Origin of the sequence: Desulfosporosinus sp. FKA (assembly GCF_002196785.1) — a bacterium.
Lineage (GTDB): Bacteria > Bacillota > Desulfitobacteriia > Desulfitobacteriales > Desulfitobacteriaceae > Desulfosporosinus > Desulfosporosinus acididurans.
Window position 1 is genome coordinate 44,126 of record NZ_NAHZ01000011.1, and the last position, 23,146, is coordinate 67,271.

The 23,146-nt window shown below is 37.5% G+C and carries 30 protein-coding genes and 1 tRNA gene; 2 read left to right on the forward strand and 29 right to left on the reverse strand.

The features are described 5' to 3' along the window. Positions 1 to 7: 7 nt before the first annotated feature. The 8 genes from B5771_RS02025 to B5771_RS02060 all read right to left on the reverse strand — a co-directional run bounded on the left by B5771_RS02025 (position 8) and on the right by B5771_RS02060 (position 9,170). Positions 8 to 1,510, reverse strand: coding sequence for a SpoVR family protein (locus B5771_RS02025; RefSeq protein ID WP_088186019.1), 1,503 nt, complete (start codon positions 1,508 to 1,510; stop codon positions 8 to 10). Between the two features lie 32 nt (positions 1,511 to 1,542). Further along, the gene (gene yhbH, locus B5771_RS02030) at positions 1,543 to 2,679 is read right to left on the reverse strand and encodes a sporulation protein YhbH (RefSeq protein ID WP_088186020.1); all 1,137 of its coding nucleotides are present in this window, start codon (positions 2,677 to 2,679) and stop codon (positions 1,543 to 1,545) included. Positions 2,680 to 2,702: 23 nt separating this feature from the next. Next, on the reverse strand, positions 2,703 to 4,604 hold the full coding sequence (locus tag B5771_RS02035) for a PrkA family serine protein kinase (RefSeq protein ID WP_088186021.1): 1,902 nt from the start codon (positions 4,602 to 4,604) through the stop codon (positions 2,703 to 2,705). Between the two features lie 157 nt (positions 4,605 to 4,761). Beyond that, positions 4,762 to 4,965: a hypothetical protein gene (locus tag B5771_RS02040; protein ID WP_242847054.1), complete on the reverse strand. Its 204-nt coding sequence runs from the start codon at positions 4,963 to 4,965 to the stop codon at positions 4,762 to 4,764. Between the two features lie 302 nt (positions 4,966 to 5,267). After that, positions 5,268 to 6,596 carry a type I glutamate--ammonia ligase gene (glnA, locus tag B5771_RS02045; protein ID WP_088186022.1) on the reverse strand — a complete coding sequence of 443 codons (1,329 nt, stop codon included), beginning with the start codon at positions 6,594 to 6,596 and terminating at the stop codon, positions 5,268 to 5,270. Positions 6,597 to 6,734: 138 nt separating this feature from the next. Then, a complete protein-coding gene (gene cobO / locus B5771_RS02050) occupies positions 6,735 to 7,268 on the reverse strand; it encodes a cob(I)yrinic acid a,c-diamide adenosyltransferase (RefSeq protein ID WP_242966701.1) in 534 nt (177 codons plus the stop codon). A 2-nt stretch (positions 7,269 to 7,270) separates the two neighbouring features. After that, positions 7,271 to 7,801, reverse strand: coding sequence for a hypothetical protein (locus B5771_RS02055; protein ID WP_047808236.1), 531 nt, complete (start codon positions 7,799 to 7,801; stop codon positions 7,271 to 7,273). A gap of 100 nt (positions 7,802 to 7,901) precedes the next feature. After that, complete coding sequence (locus B5771_RS02060) at positions 7,902 to 9,170, reverse strand: tetratricopeptide repeat protein (protein ID WP_088186024.1); 1,269 nt, start codon at positions 9,168 to 9,170, stop codon at positions 7,902 to 7,904. Between the two features lie 532 nt (positions 9,171 to 9,702). Here B5771_RS02060 and B5771_RS02070 point away from each other — a divergent pair. Further along, positions 9,703 to 10,488, forward strand: coding sequence for a polysaccharide deacetylase family protein (locus B5771_RS02070; protein WP_047808239.1), 786 nt, complete (start codon positions 9,703 to 9,705; stop codon positions 10,486 to 10,488). Positions 10,489 to 10,580: 92 nt separating this feature from the next. On the opposite strand, the gene B5771_RS02075 is transcribed toward B5771_RS02070, so the two are convergent. Continuing rightward, positions 10,581 to 11,450 (reverse strand): YitT family protein, encoded by an 870-nt coding sequence (locus B5771_RS02075; RefSeq protein ID WP_088186025.1) that lies wholly within the window; start codon positions 11,448 to 11,450, stop codon positions 10,581 to 10,583. A 151-nt stretch (positions 11,451 to 11,601) separates the two neighbouring features. Here B5771_RS02075 and B5771_RS02080 point away from each other — a divergent pair. Next, positions 11,602 to 11,677: transfer RNA gene (locus B5771_RS02080), tRNA-Arg, on the forward strand. 46 nt (positions 11,678 to 11,723) lie between these two features. Here B5771_RS02080 and B5771_RS02085 read toward each other — a convergent pair. From B5771_RS02085 to B5771_RS02170, 20 genes are all read right to left on the reverse strand, one after another. Continuing rightward, positions 11,724 to 12,398 (reverse strand): deoxynucleoside kinase, encoded by a 675-nt coding sequence (locus B5771_RS02085; RefSeq protein WP_088186026.1) that lies wholly within the window; start codon positions 12,396 to 12,398, stop codon positions 11,724 to 11,726. A 180-nt stretch (positions 12,399 to 12,578) separates the two neighbouring features. Continuing rightward, positions 12,579 to 13,172, reverse strand: coding sequence for an NnrU family protein (locus tag B5771_RS02090; RefSeq protein ID WP_242966698.1), 594 nt, complete (start codon positions 13,170 to 13,172; stop codon positions 12,579 to 12,581). A 228-nt stretch (positions 13,173 to 13,400) separates the two neighbouring features. Continuing rightward, positions 13,401 to 13,661: a hypothetical protein gene (locus B5771_RS02095; protein ID WP_088186027.1), complete on the reverse strand. Its 261-nt coding sequence runs from the start codon at positions 13,659 to 13,661 to the stop codon at positions 13,401 to 13,403. Between the two features lie 350 nt (positions 13,662 to 14,011). After that, entirely contained in the window at positions 14,012 to 14,482 is a 471-nt protein-coding gene (locus B5771_RS02100; protein WP_242966699.1) for a site-specific integrase, read from the reverse strand. Between the two features lie 76 nt (positions 14,483 to 14,558). Continuing rightward, entirely contained in the window at positions 14,559 to 14,741 is a 183-nt protein-coding gene (locus tag B5771_RS24630; protein ID WP_242966700.1) for a hypothetical protein, read from the reverse strand. A 411-nt stretch (positions 14,742 to 15,152) separates the two neighbouring features. Next, positions 15,153 to 15,506, reverse strand: a complete 354-nt coding sequence (locus tag B5771_RS02105) for a hypothetical protein (protein ID WP_088186028.1) — start codon at positions 15,504 to 15,506, stop codon at positions 15,153 to 15,155. 21 nt (positions 15,507 to 15,527) lie between these two features. Beyond that, on the reverse strand, positions 15,528 to 16,382 hold the full coding sequence (locus tag B5771_RS02110; RefSeq protein ID WP_172408123.1) for a glycoside hydrolase domain-containing protein: 855 nt from the start codon (positions 16,380 to 16,382) through the stop codon (positions 15,528 to 15,530). Positions 16,383 to 16,396: 14 nt separating this feature from the next. Continuing rightward, positions 16,397 to 16,621: a hypothetical protein gene (locus B5771_RS02115; protein ID WP_088186030.1), complete on the reverse strand. Its 225-nt coding sequence runs from the start codon at positions 16,619 to 16,621 to the stop codon at positions 16,397 to 16,399. A 56-nt stretch (positions 16,622 to 16,677) separates the two neighbouring features. Further along, positions 16,678 to 17,148, reverse strand: coding sequence for a hypothetical protein (locus tag B5771_RS02120; protein WP_088186031.1), 471 nt, complete (start codon positions 17,146 to 17,148; stop codon positions 16,678 to 16,680). A gap of 121 nt (positions 17,149 to 17,269) precedes the next feature. Next, positions 17,270 to 17,857 carry a type II toxin-antitoxin system PemK/MazF family toxin gene (locus tag B5771_RS02125; RefSeq protein ID WP_140417669.1) on the reverse strand — a complete coding sequence of 196 codons (588 nt, stop codon included), beginning with the start codon at positions 17,855 to 17,857 and terminating at the stop codon, positions 17,270 to 17,272. Then, on the reverse strand, positions 17,858 to 18,079 hold the full coding sequence (locus B5771_RS02130; protein ID WP_088186033.1) for a hypothetical protein: 222 nt from the start codon (positions 18,077 to 18,079) through the stop codon (positions 17,858 to 17,860). Between the two features lie 173 nt (positions 18,080 to 18,252). Continuing rightward, on the reverse strand, positions 18,253 to 18,867 hold the full coding sequence (locus B5771_RS02135) for a DUF4376 domain-containing protein (RefSeq protein ID WP_140417670.1): 615 nt from the start codon (positions 18,865 to 18,867) through the stop codon (positions 18,253 to 18,255). Positions 18,868 to 18,927: 60 nt separating this feature from the next. Further along, on the reverse strand, positions 18,928 to 19,416 hold the full coding sequence (locus B5771_RS02140; RefSeq protein ID WP_088186035.1) for a hypothetical protein: 489 nt from the start codon (positions 19,414 to 19,416) through the stop codon (positions 18,928 to 18,930). Positions 19,417 to 19,504: 88 nt separating this feature from the next. Beyond that, positions 19,505 to 19,972, reverse strand: coding sequence for a hypothetical protein (locus B5771_RS02145; protein ID WP_088186036.1), 468 nt, complete (start codon positions 19,970 to 19,972; stop codon positions 19,505 to 19,507). A 16-nt stretch (positions 19,973 to 19,988) separates the two neighbouring features. Continuing rightward, positions 19,989 to 20,723 (reverse strand): AP2 domain-containing protein, encoded by a 735-nt coding sequence (locus B5771_RS02150; RefSeq protein WP_088186037.1) that lies wholly within the window; start codon positions 20,721 to 20,723, stop codon positions 19,989 to 19,991. Positions 20,724 to 20,750: 27 nt separating this feature from the next. Then, positions 20,751 to 20,912 carry a DUF5659 domain-containing protein gene (locus tag B5771_RS24060; RefSeq protein WP_172408124.1) on the reverse strand — a complete coding sequence of 54 codons (162 nt, stop codon included), beginning with the start codon at positions 20,910 to 20,912 and terminating at the stop codon, positions 20,751 to 20,753. A gap of 185 nt (positions 20,913 to 21,097) precedes the next feature. Next, positions 21,098 to 21,586, reverse strand: coding sequence for a hypothetical protein (locus B5771_RS02155; protein WP_088186038.1), 489 nt, complete (start codon positions 21,584 to 21,586; stop codon positions 21,098 to 21,100). 16 nt (positions 21,587 to 21,602) lie between these two features. Next, positions 21,603 to 21,983, reverse strand: a complete 381-nt coding sequence (locus B5771_RS02160) for a hypothetical protein (protein ID WP_088186039.1) — start codon at positions 21,981 to 21,983, stop codon at positions 21,603 to 21,605. A gap of 25 nt (positions 21,984 to 22,008) precedes the next feature. Beyond that, positions 22,009 to 22,623 (reverse strand): phage tail protein, encoded by a 615-nt coding sequence (locus B5771_RS02165; protein ID WP_088186040.1) that lies wholly within the window; start codon positions 22,621 to 22,623, stop codon positions 22,009 to 22,011. 5 nt (positions 22,624 to 22,628) lie between these two features. Then, positions 22,629 to 23,030: a hypothetical protein gene (locus B5771_RS02170; RefSeq protein ID WP_088186041.1), complete on the reverse strand. Its 402-nt coding sequence runs from the start codon at positions 23,028 to 23,030 to the stop codon at positions 22,629 to 22,631. Between the last annotated feature and the right edge of the window lie 116 nt (positions 23,031 to 23,146).

The window sequence follows — 23,146 nt, forward strand, 5'->3', positions numbered from 1 at the left end:
TGCAGTTCTAATTATTATCAGTTTTGATTTTTTGCCGCCGGCTGACAAGCCCATCACTAAATTCGAAAATATGGGGTTTTCCATCAACAACTGTTTCCAGAGCTGCAGATTTTCCCCAAAGAAACTGAACTAAAGAAAGGGTCTTTTCAAGATAAACGATATCAAGATCCACGCCTTCATGGCAATGTTTGAGATAAAGTCCCCCTTTGCCCTCATAATCTCCTTCTTGCACGACTATGCGCGGATTGCCTCCATTAACAAGCTGTTGAACTAAATTGTCCCGTACTTTCTCCCAATCAATTTCCGTGACTTGCCAGTGGGCTCCTACTTTGCGGAAATTAAACAAATTTAGTTCTTCCACTAATTCTTTGCTCAGATGATTGCGAATAAAGGAAAGATCATTTTCCGTCTCCCGCAGTTCGAAGAGTTCTTCCAGCGATTTCTTTTTAGCAAGGCTTTCCCATAGTTTCACTCCTAAATAATAAGGATTAAGCCCCATGCGTGAAGGCTGAACAACTTGACTATGCATCAAGGAAAATTCCAAAGCTTCATTCTCAGTAAGCTCAAGTTCGCGCATTATTTTGGCATGCCAAAAGGTTGCCCATCCTTCGTTGATAATTTTAGTTTCGATTTGAGGGAAAAAGTAGAGTGACTCTTCGCGGACAATGCTTACAATATCCCTTTGCCATTCTTCCAAACCCGGAGAGAATTCAATGAGATAATACAAAAGGTCCTCATAATCCTGTTTTGGCTGTGTCCCATGTTCTTTGTCAGATAATTCCTCCCACAAATCTTCATAAGGAGTAGAGTTCCTCGATTTTTTCCCCGCAGCCTTATTAGGCTCTCTCGTTGTAGCTTTCGTCTGTTGACAATTACCGCAGCTTCCGCAAGTTCCCTTTGTCGAGCAGCCTTGACCTTGGCAGTTCGACCCCTGGCAAGAATTTTCTCCTCCTGTCTGCTTATTTTTCAGAGGATGTTTTGGGGTCTTGTCTGTTTTATAATCCGGCCCGATATGAGAGCGAAAGTCAACGTGTTCTTGGATCGCCAGAACTGCATCTAAAGTAGATTCCACCTTTTCCCGGCCATACAAACATTCATATTCACGAATTTTTTCCGCGTGGGCAGCCATTCTTTCCACCATGTCTTTTGGTGTATGGGAAAAATAATGGTTATTTTTAAAAAAGTCTACATGAGCATAAACATGACCTATTACAAGCTTGTTCTGGGTTAAATGATTACCCTCCAGTAGGAAAGCATAGGCGGGATTTGTATTAATTACCAGCTCATAAATCCTACTTAAGTTCAAATCGTACTGAGTTTTCATACGATAAAATGCCTTACCAAAACTCCAGTGAGCAAAACGCACCGGCATGCCGTAGGCTCCGAAGGTATACAAGGCCTCGGCAGGAACAATTTCAAAATTTACCGGATAGAAATCAAGTCCCATGCCTCGTGCCACCTGAGCGATGTTCTGGGCTATGGTCGTTAACCTAACCATCTCTGTATCCATGCCTTCCCCCCTTATGGTAACTCTTCCGAGGCCTAAGAAAAAACGGTCTTTAAAGCATCATAAACTTCGTTGCGATCACGAATCGTTACTAATCTGAGCTTTGGATCAGTAATACGTTTTAATGTCGACATCAACGTACTGGAATAATGGGTTCTCAGAATTTCGCCATATCCAACCACCTGACTTACCTCGACGAGATTTTTCATCAGGGTTAAAGCCCGAGAATTATCCGACCCTATATTATCTCCGTCCGTAAAATGAACCGGATAGATATTAAAATGCGCTGGTGGATAGTCGCTTTCAATTAAATCCAACGCGTATTTATATACTGAAGAACAACGCGTTCCGCCGCTTTCTCCCCGAGTAAAGAATTCTTCCTCGGTAACTTCTTTGGCCTCCGTGTGATGAGCTAAAAATCGGATTTCCACATTTTCATATTTTAGACGTAAAAACCTGACCATCCAAAAGAAGAACGTTCGTGAAATATACTTTTCAAACTGTCCCATGGAACCTGACGTATCCATCATCGCTAAAATAACGGCATTCGTCTCGAAATTCGGCCGGGTCTCCCAGGTCTTAAACCGCAAATCCTCAGGAGTAATCTTAAGTCGTTGGTCTTTATCCTTGTTTTCTTGCAAGGCCTGTCTTTTAATGCTTTCCAGCAGCGTACGTTTTTTATCAACATTGGCCATAAGCCCTTTTTTGCGGACATCATTAAATTCAGGCCGATCATGAGCAATCAACGGGCGTTTCTTATCATCTAAATTTGGCAGTTTTAATTCAGCAAAGAGGATATTGGCTAAATCTTCATAAGTGACTTCAGCTTCATAAATATCCTCCCCAGGATTTTCCCCAGCTCCGCTTCCCGAGGAACCTTTTCCTTTGCCTAGTTCGCGACCCAGGATATCACCTGGGGACATTTTTTTATTTCCCTGACCTGTATGATTTTTTTTATTAAGATCATATTTAAAGCGAAATTCTTCTAGAGATCGCATAGGAATCTTTGTGCTTTTTTTACCATCAGATAAAATGATACTTTCATCAACAATTAAATCGCCAAGTTGTTGTTTGATGACTTCTTCAACTTTTTCTTTGTGTCGCCTTTGATCCATATACCCTTTACGATGCAAACCCCAGTCATCATGGTTTACAATAATGTCCTCAGCCATATTATCCCTCCTCTGGTTTATTTCTAGCGGTTAAGGAGGGCCCCGACATATTTTACAATTTGATTAGCACAAATCGGACAGTATCCATGCTCATTGATAAGACGATCCATGACATTATTAATTCTCTTCAACTGTTCCTGATCAGGATGTTCTACTGAGGTTGTGATTTTTACAATATCCTTTAGATCAGCAAACAGTTTCTTTTCGATGGCCTCTTTTAAACGCTCATGAGATTCATAGTTAAATGGTTTTCCTTTACGGGCGTACATGGAAATTCGAATTAAGATTTCTTCGCGGAAGGTCTTCTTGGCATTTTCTGTGACACCAATTTGCTCTTCAATGCTTCGCATTAACTGCTCATCAGGAGGTAATTCCTCACCTGTTATGGGATCCATCAATTTCGTAGAATTACAAAAGGCTTCTACATTATCAAGATAATTGTTGAGTAGGGATTTTGCCGATTCCTCATAGGCAAAGACGAAGGCTTTCTGAACCTCTTTCTTAGCCATTTCGTCATATTCACGTCGGGCTACAGAGATTAAATTCAGGAGATTTTCTCTTTCCTCTTTCATAATTGACGTATGCTGGGATAACCCATCCTTTAATGCTCTGAGAATGTCCAAAGCATTGATGCAGGCACGTTCATCTCGAATCAGGGCCGTTGAGATGCGATTAATGACATAACGTGGATCCACCCCGCTCATTCCTTCGCCTTGTTCCTCTCCTTCCAGCATGAGTTCCTTAATGTCCTTTTGATTGAATCCCTCAACATCTTCGCCATCATAGATTTTCATTTTTTTCACGAGATCCATTCCTTGTTTTTTCGATGGCTTCAGTCGGGAAAGAACTCCGAAGACAGAGGTGGCCCAGAGACTATGGGGGGCAATGTGAACATTTTTAATATCGCTCTGGCTAATTAATTTTTCATATATTTTGATTTCATCACTTACTCGGAGGTTATAAGGAATTTGCATAACGATGATTCTCGATTGTAAGGCTTCATTTTTCTTATTAGCGACAAACGTTCGATACTCATTCTCATTAGTATGAGCAACTACCAGCTCATCAGCTGATATTAGGGCAAACCTCCCGGCTTTGAAATTCCCTTCCTGGGATAAACTCAAAAGATTCCAAAGAAACTTCTCGTCCGATTTCAGCATCTCCTGGAATTCCATTAAACCCCTGTTGGCTTTATTCAATTCTCCGTCAAAACGGTAGGCTCGAGGATCGGATTCCGATCCATATTCTGTAATCGAAGAAAAATCAATGCTGCCGGTTAAGTCAGCAATGTCTTGCGACTTGGGGTCTGAAGGAGTAAAAGTGCCAATTCCCACTCTCTGTTCTTCTGAAAAGAGAATCCGCTTGACAGGAAAACGTTCCACTTCTCCCTTAAATTCTTCATCCAAACGCAAGCGACAAACGGGACAGAGATTTCCTTCAATTCGGATGCCATACTTCTCTTCAAATTGAGATCTTAATGATAAGGGCAACAAATGCAAAGGGTCTTCGTGCATAGGGCAGCCATCAATGGCATAAACTGCACCTTCTTCAGTTCTCGTGAATTCTTCAATGCCCCGTTTCAATAAACTTACAATCGTTGACTTGCCACCACTTACAGGGCCCATGAGCAATAAAATCCGTTTCCGTACGTCCAAACGTTTGGCAGCACTATGAAAATATTCCTCAATCAGGCGTTCCAATGTCTTATCTAACCCAAAGAGTTCTTTGTCAAAAAAATGATATTTCTTTAGATCACCCTTTGTTTCCACACCTGCGGCTTTGATCATCGCATATATTCGCGCATGCGCATGCATCGCTAAATTTGGATTTTTAACAACCATTTGCAAGTAATCCGCAAAGGTTCCCTTCCATTCCAATGAAGCCTCTATCTCTCGATATTCACGTAACCAATTAATAACTTCCATTATTTGCCCTCCCTTCTCCAATCAATCAGTGACGGATATATATAAGTATATGCCTTGTCGCCCTAGATAAGGCATATACTTTTAAACTTCTTTTCTAAAGAAAAATTAAGAACACCCAAAAAGTGGTGTTCTCCATTCATCGGGCAATTATAAACTATTAATTAATTTTCTCCAAATCCCAAGGATCATAAGCAAACTCACCTGGCAGAATATCTAACCGCGCTACTACATACTCTCCGATCTCATCACGATCAATCCGTACAACGGTCCCTAGGCAGCGATTACTTGTTGTAACTCTGTCCCCAACTTTAAACTTGCGTTGAGTTCGAAAGGAAGAGCGGGATACCGAATCATTATTTATCGAAAACACATCATTATCCTCCTTCTTAAATCGCACTATGTTACTTAATATTATCAAGTGAAGAGTGTAAATTCCAGATAATATTTAGAATATTTTAAATTTTACATTGTGATTTTTTTAATAAAGTATATGCTCATGCGTTAAGTCATTTTCATGACATTAATATTTTATTTCTGAATTAAGAAGGCCTCTCTCAAGACGGCAGGTTAGCTGCACTAAGAGGAAAGTATAACCGAAGGCAAACTTTACGGATTGCATAAAAAGATCCGCAGCAAGTGCGGATCTTTTTATGCAATCATTTCTTAGTATAAGGCTAAATATCGATCTAATTCCCATTGTGAGACTGTTACTCGAAAACTGTCCCATTCTTCCATCTTCGCTTCGTAAAAACGGTGATAGATATGATTTCCTAAAGCGTCTTGCATAACCGGCGCTTGAGCTAATTCATCTAAAGCCTCTTTCAAACTGCCTGGCAAGGAACCAATATTCAGATTGGCGCGTTCTTCATTAGTCATGGCAAAAATATTCATATCAACAGCCGGAGGTGGAGTAAGTTTATTTTTAATTCCGTCCAGTCCGGCTTTTAATTGAACAGCGAGTGCTAAGTAAGGGTTGCAGGAAGGGTCAGGACTTCTTAATTCAATGCGCGTCGAAGCCCCTCTTTTCGCCGGGATCCGTATCAAAGGACTTCTGTTTCGCCCGGACCAAGCTATGTAGCAAGGGGCTTCATAACCGGGAACAAGTCGCTTATACGAGTTAATAGTCGGGTTCGTAATGGCGGTAAAGGAACGAGCATGTTTCATTAGACCGGCAACATATTGATAGGCAATTTCGGAAAGTTCAAGGGGATCATTAGGATCATAAAAAGCATTTTTTCCGTCTTTGAATAAAGATTGATTACTGTGCATCCCCGAACCATTGATACCGAAAATGGGTTTGGGCATAAAGGTAGCATGTAGGCCATGGTGTTGGGCTATTGTACGAACTACAAAGCGAAAGGTCGCAATCTTGTCAGCAATATCCAAAGCATCCGCATACTTAAAGTCAATTTCATGTTGTCCGGGGGCGACTTCATGATGAGAAGCTTCAATTTCATAACCCATCTGTTCTAAGGTCAGAACCATATCCCGCCGAGCATTTTCTCCTAAATCGACGGGTGTTAAGTCAAAATATCCTGCCTTGTCATGAGTAACCGTTGTCGGCCGCCCTTCCGGATCTGTATGGAAAAGAAAAAACTCCAACTCCGGACCTACATTTAAGGTATAACCAAGATCTGCTGCCTCCTTTAAAGCCTTTTTTAAAGCGCTTCTCGGGCAGCCTCCGAAAGAAGTTCCGTCCGGATTATAGACGTCGCAGATAAGACGAGCGACTGCTCCTTCTTTAGGGCGCCAAGGAAATACAACAAAGGTATTAGGATCCGGCCGTAAATACATATCAGATTCTTCAATCCGTGCAAACCCTTCAATCGAAGATCCATCAAACATCAGTTGACCATCCAGCGCTTTCTCCAATTGTTCTATGGTAATGGCCACATTTTTCAGAATTCCAAAGATATCCGTAAATTGTAAGCGAATAAACTTGACTCCTTTTTCCTGAGCTTCACGAAGGACATCATCATTAGTCATGATCATAGTGAATCTCTCCTTTCAAGTTTCCCAAACGATAAACGTCCATGCTCTAACCCTATTCGGTTTTGCATGGACGACTTTGTCCGACACTTATTTTCTAGTATACTCAGTGTTTCCTTTATTTACAATGCCCGGACAACTTTAATATTCAATCCCCTTGCGAGCCATTATTCCTTGGTCAAACGGATGCTTCTTTTGAACCATTTCAGTCACCAGGTCCGCCCTGGCAATTAAAGATTCTGAAGCATTACGGCCGGTCAATACTAACTCTACATGATCAGGTTTAGAATTTAAAACGTTGAAGACGTCCTGTTCCGCTAAAAGGTCAAACCAGATAGCATTAATGACCTCATCGAGAATAACAATATCCCACTCCCCTGAAGAAACAACTTCCTGGGCTCGCTTAAAAGCTCTTTGGGCTTCTTGTACATGTTCTTCCCCGGGAGTATCTTTGTATACCCACCCCTTTCCGCCAAAGTGTTCCAGTTGACATTCAGGATATAGACGGCTTAGTCCTTGCAATTCTCCGTAGTCATCGTTTCCTTTCATAAACTGAATAATGTACACGTTAAAGCCGTGTCCCACGGCTCGGACTGCCAGTCCAAAAGCAGCTGTCGTTTTTCCCTTGCCATTTCCAGTGTATATTTGAATTAATCCTTTTTCTATAGCTGGCATCATTATTGCACCTTCCGAATCCATTGTTCTAGTTGAGGATGTACGTAAACAACATTGGGCGACCTCAAGATTTCCGGAAATCTTTCCAAGGTTTGCTGGTTGAACGGGATAGAAAAAAACAGTTTAATCGCTGATTTTTCATCATTTGCCCTTAACTCTACTTTATCAGGGTAAAGATAGTACGAATAGTTCCCATCGCGCCATCGAACCTCAAGTTCCCCAAGCTTCAATCGAATTATACCAAACTCCTCAATTTTCACAGACTCTACGCTAGAAAAGGGCTGTCGTAAATATTCTGCTTCTAAAGCGACTTGTCCAACTTTAAATTGCAATTCCAAAAGTTGTTCAATGATCAATCGTGCTGGTATGGATATATCCTCAAAGGCCCTGCGCTCGCTAAGCAACTCCTCAAGAAGAAGCTCAAATTTTCGCACATGGACAGACCGTACTTTTTGTACTTTCTTTAACGCTCTTTCAAAGCTATGATAAACATCTTCAATACACTCAAGGAGCATTGTATCTTCCTCACGCATAGATTCCCCTCCTATCCATATCACTATACCAGAATGTGTCTATCTTTATTTTAGCTGAATTGGCTTAAATTATAAAGCTCTTTTGGAAATTTTGGAAGGATTAAATCGTTCGTCTGCGTCGAATTTTCTTTGATACTTTTTGAACTCTAGTTTCAATCCAGCCCGTGGCGATTTCAGCATTACGTCCCATTTCCAAGGCCTTCCAATAACATTCTAATGCTTCTCTGTAGCTGCGCCTCCCTTCATAAAATTCTGCTAGTCGAATCATTGCATCTAAGGGGAAACCTCCTTGCATTTTTGTCTTAGCATCAGGGGCCTCGAGTTTACCGCTATGCTCTTCTCCCTGTTGCAGAGTTTCTTTTAGAAGTGTCAGTGATTCACAAACCTCTCCGATATGTGATTGCTCTCCCAGAGTTTCGAAGAGACTTAAAGATTTCAAATAGTATTGTTCTGCCATCGAATAATCCATGGTTAAATGGAGCAAATTGGCCAAATTTTGATAGCGAAGGGCCATCTCAAGGTCTTGCTCCGGATAATAACGGATAGAAAGATCCAGATAATATTTTGCCTCCTCCACTAAATTTATGGATTGTTCAATTTTACTTAAGAAAAAACAGCTTTCACTAAAAATCTGTTTCGTATCAAATTTTAAGCATAGAGCAACAGCTCTTTGTTGGCATTCAAAAGCGGAGCGCATTTCATTTTGTTCGAAATATAATAACGCTAAATATTGAAGGGCGTTCGTTAAAGCAACCACGTCGAGAATTTGAATAAAGACCCAACAAGCATGCTTTAAATTTTGAGTTGCTTCCTCCCGTTTCTTTTGGCGGAAACATAATTCTCCAATCAAAACATCTAATTCGCCTTCACCTTTAAGAAAACCATTAGCACGACAAATCTCTTGAGCCTGCTCATAAGCCTTCTTCGCTTTATGCCAATCGGCAAGTGCAGCGTAAACTTGACCAAGGTCAGCGTACAGCATCCCAAGCCTCAAAGGCGGCGAAGTCGTTGGATAAACCGCTATAGCCTTTTCATAGTCTTGACAAGCAGCCTGAAACTTTCCCCTTTTAACAGCAACGCTGGCCAAACCGGCCCAAGCTTCAGAGATCCCCTTGGCATTTTGTATTTCTTGGCAAATACGGAGTGCAGATTGAAACCCTTCTTCGGCTAGTACATAAAAGCCCAAACGAACTCTTGCCGTCGCTAAGAGTCGCAATGTGAAGGCAACAATCTCAGGAACTGACAATTGGTCCGCCAGGATGAGCGCTTGGGAATAATAGTTTTCCGCTTTTGCATATTGTTCTTCACCTAAACACTGAGTACCATCCTCCATTAAGTTCCTCCAGACTGTTAATTCCACTTCGTACATATTATCCCCTCCATGTATGTTTCATAATATGCACGATTAAATTTATTGGGTATTATAAAATCATAAGATTTAAGAGAGCTAAGGAACATTAGAGAGAACAAGCATGCAACCTAGACATAAAAGTCGAAATATGATAATCTTTTTCTAGAAGGGGGGTTTAGACCTTGAATACTTATCACCCATCTCAATCTTCTAATATTTGGATGATTGCAATCAAACTACTTATACTCATTCTAGGTCTTTATGTTTCAGCTGTAGTATTGGGTAAAGTTTTTACCTGGCTATTCGCCATCACTTTCTTCCTGATACACCTTATAGTGATTGTAGCAGCCTCTTTTTTAGTTCTTCACTTATTACTAAAGTTATTATTTAAAGTTGATTTAATTAAACAGGTGTTTGGACGACAAATTTTTAAACATTTTTAAGAAAATCAATTCTCAATAAATCAACGCCCTTAAAGGGCGTTTTTTTGTTTTCACCTCATGATCTGCTGTTTAAACGAATATCTTTATTCCAAAGGAGGAATGCCAAAGTGAGATTTATCATTTTTAAAAAACCATCCTGGCGTAACCTTGCTCTTTGGGGAATCTTATTGCTCGTTTTGATCACTTACCGAGAGAATGTGACTGCAGTTTTTTCTGGAAAACTGAAACCCATCTATTCGGCAACAGTCAATACCCCGTCTATAGGTCTAACCTTTGATATCAGTTGGGGAGAAAAAACCCCAGGGCCAATTCTTGATATTTTGAAACGGGAAGGAGTTCACGCTACATTTTTTCTTTCTAGTCCTTGGGCTGAAAAGCATCAAGCCTTAGTCCAGCGCATAGTTGCGGATGGCCACGAAATTGGGTCCCATGGAAACCGCCATATTGATCTTAACACCTTAGGATCTGGCGAAATTGAACAGGAGATATCCTCCGCTCAAGAAGTTCTAGAACGAATATCCGGTCAAAAAGTGCGGCTTATCCGCGCTCCGAATGGAGCTTATGATAATAAAGTAATTGCTGTCGCCCATAAGCTTGGCTACCGAGTTATTCAATGGAGCGTTGACTCACTTGACTGGAAACGACCCGGACCATCGGCAGTAGTTAATAACGTTCTTAATGGGATACGCTCAGGTGGAGGAGCTAAAGCAGGGGACATTATTTTATTTCATGCTTCAGACTCTGCGCCTGATACGATTCAAGCCTTGCCTACAGTCATAGAACAGCTAAAAAATAAGGGCTACACCCTTATGCCCGTAGGAAAACTATTGTCAGAAGCCAGTGGAACTTGGCCTCCTGAAAGTAAATTAGATAATGAATCATCCCCAAAGTAAGTGTCATTGCGATTCTCTGGTTAAAAATTTTAAGAGCGAATCAACCTCTTGCCGTTTAGTTGCTTGATCTCTCCTCGATCGGTGGTGGATTATCAGTGTCCCTTCCATGATGAAAAGCCTTCGCCCACGACTTCAGGAACCTCAGAAATGGCCACAAAAGACATCGGATCTTGTTCGCGAACAATCTCTTTTAATTGAGACAACTCCGTACGATTAATAACACAATAGACAACCTGCTTAGATTCTCCCGAAAAAGCGCCTGTCGCTTGAAATAGGGTTACCCCGCGTTCCAGCTTGGACATTATTTCATTCGCAATCTCTTGGGGGCAAGAGGTTACCACCATTACTGACTTAGAATAACTGAGACCTTCCTGAACTAAGTCAACTACCCGGGTCGCAATGAACATATATATCATGGCATACATGGCCATTTCTGGTTTAAATAAAACAGCCGCCATCATAAAAATTACCGCATCAATTGCCAGTAAAATCTGACCTACACTGAAAGGCGTCGTTCTCGCAAATAAAACAGCCAAAATATCTGTACCGCCCAGAGAACCTCGCGAACGAAAAATAATTCCCATGCCGATCCCTGAAACAACCCCGCCAGAAATTGCGGCCAACAGCGTATCATGAGTTAAAGGGGGTAATTGGGTCGTCATAGAGAGAGTCATTGACAAAACAGCAACACCCAACACACTTAAAAGTAAGAATCTGCGTCCAACTAATTTAAGCCCTACGATGAAAAGAGGTATATTTAAAGCCAATATAATCCAGCTCACAGGCCATTTAAACAAATAATGCAAAATAATCGCAATCCCTGTAACCCCGCCATCCGCTATGCGGTTAGGAATGATCAAAGTATTAATACTTACACTCACTATTGTGGCACCGAGAATTATTCCTAAGAGGTGCTTTAATAATTGCCAAGAAAAGGTCTCTTTTATCTGCTTCCAGTGCAATGAAATTCCTCATTTCTTGAATCAGCTCAGTTATTTTCCTTGTAGCATTATACAGCAGACTCCTTTAGGAGACAACTTCCCGACCAAATCATGAGCTTTCGATCTTGACAAATCGGAACAAATTGGGTAAAGTAAAGAAGTGTCCTCTTATGCGCTCGTAGCTCAGTGGATAGAGTGACGGTTTCCGAAGCCGGAGGTCGCAGGTTCAAATCCCGCCGGGCGCACCATAATGTATTTAAAGCCACAACCTGAGAGTTGTGGCTTTGTTTTTTTCTAATCTAGCAACTGTTTGACAGTTATGTATATATCGTTGTGAATTTCTTCAATACTTCTCAGTTTATCGTTTGAGACACAATCAATCCTCTTCCATTCGTAATCAGCACCTATTTCACAGGCAGTGTTATATGAATGTACCAAATACTCGTAATTACTCTCATGGATATCCTTATTCTCACCGCCAAATTTATTTTGGCGATTATTCATTAAGGTTTGACTAAAATGAGGATGCATGTCGAGGAAAATTACACAATCCGGAACAGGCAGTTTAAATTTTTGAAACTCCAAATCTTCTAACCAATCAAGATAAACTTTTCTTTCTCCTTTATCCAATAATTTAGAGGCCTGATGAACCATATTCGAGGTGGTATAGCGATCAGCTAATATAATGCCGCCTCCTAAGTAGAACTCTTCCCATTCTTTCTTATAGGATGCATACCTATCAACCGTATAAAAAGCAGAAGCAGCATAAGGATTCACATCGTTAGGATTCCTACCGAACTCCCCTTTTAAATACATCTTAATTAGGGCCGAGGAATCACTCTTATAATTAGGGAATTCCACTCTTTTTATAGTATAATTTTCTGCTTTTAGCCGCTCAAATAATAATTTTGTTTGCGTTGCTTTACCTGAACCATCACCAGCTTCTATAACGATCAGCTTTCCCTTCAAAAGAAATCCCTCCTTAGCGTTTTTCGGACATTCTCTTTCGACTTCATTCTCCTCGACTTGTAAAACGTTCTACATAAAGTTCAAGCTAAACATATAATAGAACTTTAGTCGAAGTTTCTGAGCACGTAACATCTCTGTTGGTCTTCCAATGAGGTATCGCCAAAACGAACTAAACAACAACTATTCCACTCGTTTCATAAACGGAATCAAGGCTGGAACTTTCTTCTGATATCTCATGTACGATAAGCCAAATTGTTTAACAAGTTTCTTTTCCTCTAACCTAATACCTATTAGGATATAAACGGTTAGAATTGTATGAACTATAATATCTATCCTTGACGAATTCAGACTCCACATAAGTACGATCGTGGCTAAATACATCGGATGACGAACTATGCCCAATAGTCCTTTATTAGTAATGGCCTTAGGGAGAGTGTTTTCCTCCCCAAACTCCTTTATCTGACGGATACCAATAAACTCTAAAGGATCATAACTTACAAAGGCCCATAAAATTGTCAGGCATGAGAAAATAATCAAGCCAGATTGTAAAATCGTCCATGGGGGAACAAACTTTATGACCAATTTTGTGTCTATAGATTTGGTGTAGTTTTGAAACGTCATAAACAGGAGAATGGAAAGTAGATTATAAAAAATTCGATAATATGCATAGTATCTTCCCAACAATCGCCTCATCCAATCAGTAAATCTCAAATCAATTAATAGACTATGAATAAAGGCAAATCCAACCCACATCATAATGACAATAACATCCATGATTTTAATTGATTCCTCCACTGATAGACAAAGTGCTAATATATAAAAGGTTGACAAAAATCTTGTCAACCTTTGCTGACGGTCTTAATTATAACCAATTTGATTACCTTTGCAAACCGCGAGAAAAAACAATACACGGGTAAAATGTCAAGAAAAATGAACGCCTTTAGATGTGCAAAGCATGATCTTCAAATTCGCGATTTAGTTAAGTAGTTTATTTGTAAACTACTATAGAACTGGTTGTTTAACTTCGTAGTAAAATCCTCTGTTACTCCAATTAAAACTCCCTTCTTGAACTACCAATGTTTCTGCATTATGCCCCCAAGGAATTAGGTAACCATCTAAATGAGTTCCATTTTTAAGTTCCTTAGTTTGTCGTTTGATATCATCCATTAGATCTTTAATACTTGCAAGTGCGTTTGATTCCAGAGGTTTTACTACGCCATAAAGATTACCATCTGGGTATTTATAGAGAAAAATCTTATTCATATTAACCTCTTATGCATTTCTCCTATCTTCCAAGAATATACCACCTTACCCAATATAATCCTTACCATTTTGCATGTTCCTATTCCTATATATTCCTCGCTTGATGGCAAGTTTGTAATCTTTTTTGAATTTCGAGGTGAATTTGACGGTATATTTCATTTTTTCAAGTCTGCGAAAAGCTGATCCAAGTCAGTATACCCTTTCACAGATGTTAACTGGCTCAGCGAGTTGAAATTCGGTCTTGTCAAAACAAATCCCCTGCATTCTAATTGTTGCAGGGGCTATTATTTCTTAATACTACTGGTGGATTATTAATGATACTGAACGCCTCTAAACGCACTTAAAGCAAGTTAGAGGCGTTTTCTCTCCTTTATACTATTGATTACTGAGAAACTTAATTTGGATGCTTTTATTACGTAACATTCAACCCATTTGAAAGAACTAAATTTCTGATACCGTCGAGAAACATTTTGATCATCTATTTGGAGATAAACTTTTGTGACTTCTAAGCTAGAATGACCCAATATTCGAGATGGAGTATATATATCTCCCCCATTTAGAAGATAATACATTGCAAAATTAGCTCGAAGGCGATGAGGGAATAACTCAATCCCTAAACTCTTGCCAATTTTATTTAATGTTCCTTCGTAATTGGTAGGCTTTAGCAAATTCCCTTTGTTTGAAGGGAAAAGTAATTCATTCGTCACATAACGATCCTTATATCGGATCCAATTTTTCAATTCCTTTTTTAACTTGACGGAAAAGAAAATAAGTCGTTCCTTTTGATTCTTTAAATCAACGTCATCAACTTTAATCCCCAAGCATTCCGAAATTCAACAGCCTGTATCAAGAAGAAGTAAAGTAATGACAAAATTTCTATAGTCATGAAATTTTATTTTACTCGTCCTCATCTGTAAGCCAATTAAAAAATAATTTAATATTCCTAACGTAATTATTAATGGTATTCACACAAATGGGTTTACCTCTGTCCCTACGCACAAAGGGATTGTTGTTCCCCTCTTCAGCCGTACAATAGAGCATAAACTCTTCGATTCTTAGGTCAAAATTAGAATACTTCAAAATAATTTTCCTCCCCTATCATACAGATAAACGTATGAAAGGAAAGTGCTTAGCGAACAAAAAGTTCATTGCCTTATCAAAATCCTCAAACCCCTCGTATCAGTGCCTTAACTAACCTTACTCATTACTCTTAATTTGTCAGCTAAAAGAGCAATGAACTCTGAGTTTGTTGGTTTCTGACGTTCTATGTTCATCGCTACGATCCGCTTGTATCAGGGGTTTCATGGTTTTTGCAAACCACCTATTTGATTTAGTTTATTGACTTTTTCTACTACAATAAGTCAATATTTATTTCTATTTTAATCTTAGTTTTTGGACAAGTCAATTGTATAAAATTAGGGGAAATATTATTTAATGAACAATAATAATTGTAAATAATAAAGGACTAGGAGTAAAATCCTAGTCCATAACTTATGCGGTTTGTTGTTCTGGTTCATCTTTTTCAATTACATCACTAGTCACAGGAATTTCTAAATACTTCTTAGCCCGATCATATAAAGTTTGTGCCAACGAACTAAACATTGCAGGAGTGATAAAAACCCTAGCACTTTGCGGAAGGATTTGATATCCCCTAGTAACAAGATAATCAAATTTTTGTTCACCAGTAGATAATACTAATGCCTCGGCATTTTTTTCAAGTTGCAACATTACGGATAAAATAATCTTCTTTGCACTTTGCAAATTAAAGAAAGCGTAGACACCAAAACCAACTACTACAGCACCAATTCCCCAATATTGCTGTAATAAACTAATAACTACATCCATATAAGTTACTCCCCTTTCAAATTATCCTAAATATTTCTTAACTGCCGCCGCAGTATCATATTTGTCATTACCATTCAATAATTTTTCATTCTGATGTCCAGTCGTTGATCCACCGACAACAATAAGATGTTTAGCTTTCATTGCTACATCAGGAATAGTAGTAGGATTAGGACGAACAACAATAGGACAATAACCATTCTTTACGGAAACATCAAAACCATCCCAAAAATCTTCTTTTGTATTTAAGAGCACACATACATCAAGCATGTCATTTTCACTCACTTTATCTACTATATTTTTACTCCATAACCCTGCATCGTCATTAACATAATCCTCATCAACATAAACCCCACCAACCATAACATTATTTTTATACTGATAGATATGATTAGGTACTTTTGCTCCGTAAGACCAAGCATAGGTTTGAAAATATCGGTCAGGGGGATAATTTGCCCCTTTCATAGCGTTTATTACTGCATATGAACCATAGACACCAACGAGATACTTACCTGTTAAAATTGTATGTATACCGTGTAAATATTCTGCAATAGCTGACATATCAGCACTTTGAGCTTCATAGTCTACTGTAAAATAGATACAGACTCCTTGAGGAACACCCAAATTTTCAGCCTCTTGTAATGCAAATTTGGCATCAGACACACCTTTATCAAATGTAAAATAAGAAGCTTCAAGTGGTGATAATTCAAAGATAAGGAACAAATCTAAACCTGCACCATGAATAGCTTTTACTTCGTCTGAAGTCAAACCTTTTGAAAGTGTATGCCCTAAATATCTACCGACAACTTCTACTCCCGAACTTTTTAAAACTTGAGCAGAAGAAGAAGTTAATCTTGTAGCACAATCAATTCCATTCATTTCTTTCACCTTCTTTAATGCGTAAGAATATAAACCGCTAAACCTGTGCATACAGTCATTAAGCTACTCAACAAAATCGCCATTGCCCAACTTGGTCTACCTTTAATAGCATCATCAAGTTTCTTTTCGATTCGATCAAACTTAGATTGAACATCTTTTTCTAATGTACTTAATCTGTCTCGTAGAGAATTTACTTGTTCTTTAAGCACTGCAATATCCGTTGTCTCTTGTTCTCCCATTTGAACACCTCTTTCCAGATATAAGAATAAACACCATCATCAAAGGTGTTTCTCTTTTACAAACTTCCAACTTTATAAAGTAATTCACTATTTCCCAAATCTTTCGGACTAGGAAATTCAACACCTGGACACAAATCAATCTCCAATTCCTTATAAATCCTTGACCACAATGTTGAACATTCTCTTTTTTTACCTTCACTATAAGGTAATTTGACATGTAGCCAATATCTAAATAATTGAACTCCTAATAGTTCATAATCATAAGGATTATGCAATTCTTTAATTGCTAAATCAGGAATTAACAAACGTTTTTCATTTGTCAACATTGGGCAACGAAATACATCTGCATTTCCAGAATAATAATCTAAAGCTTGCCATTGAACACCGTTCCAATTACTTTCAATTAATTCATTTGTGCGTACCAGTCCTGCTGTATGGGTATATTTAGAATTTTCAACACCGCTAATCATTTTTGAAATTAAACTATCTCCATGAACTAATATAATATCACCAACTAAAAATTCCATTTAATTTTCACCTCACAATCAATCAAAACCACCAGAAACACAAAACAAAAAAGAGCAGAACTAAATCCACTCCTAGAAATAATAAAAGAGAGGTTAAAACCTCTCTAAATAAATTATTTTATTAAATTACTTTATCACTAACACTAATATCTTGTTGATCTTCAATAAACCCTAAATCAAGACATTCTAATATATTATCTTCAACTACTTTAATTCGATCAACTGGTAAACATTTGATTTTTGATAATAACATACTTTTATGTATACTCATAATTTCACTTATGTCAATATAGCATTCCCGACCCGTTATTTCTTCAGAAAGATAAACAAACGCAGGATGCTCATCATTTTTTGTTAATAGATACCACTGTTTTGATTTATCCTTATCATCAATTGACATAATTGGTGCAACTTGCACAAATTCAAAATCAGTAGATGCATTAAATTCATCATTAGACAAAATCAAAACTTTTCGTGGTTTCATGCCAACAATTGCTTGTTGTACGACTGCTCTTTTTCTACCATTAATTTCTTTTGCTTTAAAATCACCAATACTGGAAATAACTGAACCTCTGTTCTTATTGTCTTCATCTGGTATAAAAAAAGTTAAAGGTCTTTTTGTATCTGAGGGATAATAAATAACTGCCTCAAACATATGACCTCTACTTATTTCAGACCAATGATCAGAGTTTAAGTATCTAGCTGTCAATTATTTACCATCTCCAAAAACATTTTTATAGGTAATTCCACTTAATCCTCTTGTTCTTTTAGTTACTTCATTAAATTCTTTGATATCATTTTTAGACATTTTTGAAAATTTGTTAGTTCTTCTAGATACAATTCTTTCTGATTTATGAAATAGAACGCTGTTAGCTAATGCTGGCATATTCTTTCCCTCCTCTTGAGGACTATCCACCTTCTTCTTGTCCATATTATATCACCCTCCGAACGGTTTTTGTACCCATAATATGCCCATTTGGGCACATATATTACTCTTTTAGGGACATATATTACCGTTCAGAGGGGGTATTAAAAGATTTATAGGAGTTTTGAGTTTGACAAAAGAACTATGTATTTATTTGGTGTGTAATTTATTATATTTACTTACCATTTAATAGCGTTTACCCCATCAATAGTAGTAGCATTCGGAATATCCCCAGTAACTAACTTTTGGTACTTCTGGTAAAGTGGAAATTTCCAAGCCGCAATATCAGCCTCAATTTGTTGCAATTGGGCCTGTGTGTGATTTACCACTGTACCATTGGCTAAAGTTATAGGCATGGGGAAAGCTGTTGAAGGTAATAGGTTTTTATCAATCGCTTTAAATAAATCATTCCAAGTATCTTGCGGTGAAGGCGTTCCTTCGACTCCGACATTACTAAAGTTATAAACCAATGCTGTGCCTGTGGCAGAAGAAGTAAAAGTCGAATTTACAGCAGAGGCATATGCTTGAGTTATCTCTTGTATTTTGGCAGACTTAGCATTAGCCAATAAAACATCTGCCGAAATTGGTGTTGCAATAAGTGTCCCAGTAGCACAAAGAACATAGAATTGTTTATCTGTCACAGGTTTTACATTGGTAACTGTATAAATATTATTGGGCAAAAGATTGCCGTTAGAATCAACAAAACCTGTTGTATCAACTAAAACGGCATAATCTGCACCTGAAGTTAACTTAGTAACACCAGCGAAATCTTCTTCTGTTTCTCCATGAATCATTCCAAAGATTTCACCAGTTTGTGAATTTGTGTAACATATCATAAATTATTTATCACTCCTTTAACCGAATACGATAAGGGATGCGTCAACGATGCTAAACGTATAACCTCCAGATCCAGACCACCACAAAGTTATACCATAAATATGACTAGGAACAAGTGTAAAATTACCTGATCTTATTGTAGTTGCAGAAATTGAATTAGAATTAATTTGAGAACCAGAAACTAAAGAAGTTGTAGTAAAGTCCCATATTCCTACATTACAATATATAACTGAGGATGATACAAGTAATGTTGCTTCAAAGGAATATTTTTGTGATGCGGCATAGTTAGAATTAATAATAAATAAATGTTCAGAACTATCTACTACATTGGATAATGAACCACCATCATGTAAGAATATATAACCCGCTACATTATTACCTGCATTTGTTCCTGATCCAGCACTAGTCCCATCAGCCCACCACAAAGGAATTTTACTTTCCACAATCGAACTTCCACCAGAATTAGCTAAACTTTCTTGAGATGCAGTATAAATATTAATTTTCATCACCTACCTTAAAGGGCGTAAAACCCTTGATTTATAAGGGTTGTAGAAATTGATATTCCGAGAAAACTTCAATTTTATTTGGTTTTGGTTATGACATTATTGCTACAAGATGGGCTTTACTAATATAAACATTGTAACTATTTGAATTCCAAAAAGTAATCCCGTAGTTATGCCCTGGAATTAATGTAAATTGACTAGAACGTAATGATGTCATGGTTGTTGAAGTGGTTGAAATCTGCGAAGAAGAAACAATTGTACCACTAGTCAAATCCCATAATGCTATATAATTTGTATATTGTTGACCAGAAAAGGAACATTCAAGTGCAAATTTAGTATTTGCAGACCAACTAGAGCTTAATTTATGCAAAATGGCATTAGGTAAATTGGAGGCTGTTGCATTTACGGTTCCTTTGCCAACAAAAGCATTTCCAGCAGAATTGTAGCCACCTGCATTTAAATACCCACTCGAATAAATCCACAACGGCACATAGAATTCCTTATACCCCGAAGATGAATTAACTAAACTTAAATTATTTAAATCGTATGAATTGAACACATATAAACACCATCCTTTATAATAAATTTAATTTATTTTTTAATTTATTTAACTCATCTATTGCTTCTTCAAGAGTATCACAACCCCTACTTCGATGGAGTTTGTCTTTAACTCGTATTTGAGCGAAATATTTTTGTTTCTGTTTATTGTAAGTAATACCTTTTACTCCACAACTTTTGTTTTCTTTACCTTTGACATGATTGATTTTTGGTAGACTAGGATTTTTTATTTCTCTATGTTCTTTAGAAAAAGTTTGATACATTGCTCTAAAATTAGTAACAACTTCATTTGCTTCTTCAGGCGTATTGTATAGTCCTAATTCATGACGTTTGCCATCTAAATAAGCATATGCTAACCATTTTTGTTCTCTTTTACGATAAAGCACACCACGATAACCTGATTTGTTATCAGAACGTACATTGCCTTGATTTTGTGTATTTTGAGACGCATTAGCAAAACGAAGATTGTTGCGAGTATTATCAAGTGTATTATGATTAATGTGATCAACCATTAAAGATTTTGGAGCATCAAGTATATACCTTGATAATTGACAATATTTTCGCTCGTTTTTAAAATATATATTCGCACGTAAATTACCTTGTTTGTCTTTTTGTGGATATATAGAACCATTAATAGATAATATTTTAGACATGTCTTCTAATGAAATTCTGGTTTCACAATAACCATGTTTAGAGTTATCCATAATAATATAAACAAAATCATTTTCAATTCTATATTTGTTTTTAAGCATGTTTAAACAACCTTCTTCCTTTAAATTTTATTTATACTTTTTGATTGCTTCTCTTAATTGAATTGAATCACTAAATAAATAAACATTTTTTCCAGTCTTCTTTAAATCTGATTTAAGACCGATAAGAGGAAATCCATTAATTAAAAGAAATCCTGCGAGCTTTTGTGAAAAGCAATTGTAAATTTTCAATTAAAACTCTCCTTTAGACAAAAAAGAGAAAGTTCTAATACTTTCTCTTTTAAAAATATTAATATCTTTAAGTTTTTACCTAAAAATCATAAATTCATAAAATTAACTTGTACAAAAACGTACAAACCGCTGATATCAAGGGTTATATGGTTCGATATTTACCATCAAATATACATTTTATTGGATTATTGAGGGAAGATTATTAGAGATGCGTCTGTTATTTTTGGAGCGGCTGTACTATAGTTAGGACACCATGAACTTATTCCATATTGATGACCAGGAATCAATGTAAATTGATTTGAACGAACTAATGTAAATGTTGTTGTTGTTGTGGATATTTGAGAAGTAGCAACCGCTTGACCTACCGTGATATCATACAAATCTACATATCCAGTATAACCGCCAACACTAAGGGCAATTGACGCTTCAAGACTATATTTTGTATTTGGACTAAGTAATGGATTTAGAGTAATTAATACCATAGAACTTCCTGATGATACAGGGCTAGTAGACCCTTTTTGAAGAAAAGCACCATTGGGTGTAGCGGTTGGAAAACTTGTACTTCCTCCCGAATACCACCAAAGTTCTTCGTATATTTCGGGAGGGGATGCGGTAACATTACCAGAACCCCCTTGAGTATCGTTTGCTGAATCAATAAAAATAGATGATTGCATTTTAAATCACCTTCCTTTATTGATATTCTTCAATTGTTAATGTAAGATTTATCCCTGTAACACTTCCCATTGCATAAATCATATCCCCTGCTTTTAAGCTAGTATTTAATCCTGACATTGTAATGCTATCTGGATTAGTTTTAAATGGAGCATTCCAAATTATATTTGACGTACTTGCTGAACCACCACTTGGAACTTTATAAATCGTATAAGTAGGTGGGGTTCCTGTTCCTGTAGTTGTATTTGAAATAATAACTTCTATTATTTTTGCCGTTGCACTTGGAGTTGTTGTATTAGAATTATATGCTGGTGATGTATAAATCAATTGAGCAGTAGTAGTCAACGCTACAGTTTCAAGTGGATTAACACTTTTTAATAATGTTTGAGTCCATGCCATATTTTATATTTACCTCCCTTATTAATTAAATAAATGGCGAAACTAATGGATTAAATTGTTGAGCGCTTATTGTTCCGTCAATTTGAACAGAAATACCTGATCCAATCTTGACATGACCAAGTTGTGTTTGTGACGCAATTACAGTTTCATGAGTGTTAACGGTACTTTCCAAAGTATTGAATTGATCTTGTGTGACAAGTCCAGATGGAGAGATTGAAGCTGTAATCGAAGTAGCATTCCCTACGACGACTACAATATCAAATTGATTGTTTACAACTGTTGTAGCACTGTTAGGTGGCAGATAATCTGCTACTGTAGCATTAGTTACAGCGTAAAGTATCTCCCCAAGTTGTGGATCTGTTGCGTATAATCCTACTTCCCGCACATAAAAACCTTGTGTTATTCCAACATTTGTTATTGTAGCAGTGATTGTACAAAGACCTCCTGATGCCGAAACGCTTGCTATCGGGAGGTTTTCAAGTGGATGTATTAAATCTGTTAAAGTTTCTAGGGTTTGACCTGTTCCAAGCTGTCCATCTCCAATTTTAACTTTTGTAAAAGTTAAAGTAGTTCCAGCTTCTGCCTTAGCTTGAAGCGCCAAACCATTATTTGTCAAAACCATGCCAGCAAATTGAGCCAAGTTAATCACCTCATTTTAATTGTAATTTTGTAACCCATAGACATAGAAAAAGCCGTTTGCACACCACCACTTAAATTTGGCATTACAAACGAGTTTAAGTTGATAACGGATTTTTTATGGTTGTTTATCATTCCTGAAGTAAACATACCAAAATTCAAATTAGGCATTGTGAACTTCACAGGATTAATCTTTACGTTGAAAGATTGTAACAATAAAGTACCAACATATTGATTATTGTTTATGGTGTAATCGTATTGGTAAGTTGTCTGTAAGTGAGCTGGAATCATAGAACTAAGCAATGTTTGCACATCACCCTTATTCGCCGGAATACCATTAGAGTCGGTAAACTCAATAGTAAACCGATAGTTTGGGAAGTCCTCTTTTATTTGACACTTAGTAATTGTCAAAAACTCTGCACATAGTAACTGCCTTTAAGAATTGAGATAATTACCTCATATTATTTGAGGGGGGATATCCATGACTCTTAAAGAGCGGTCGATCAGACGCCAACAGGTAGTCAGCG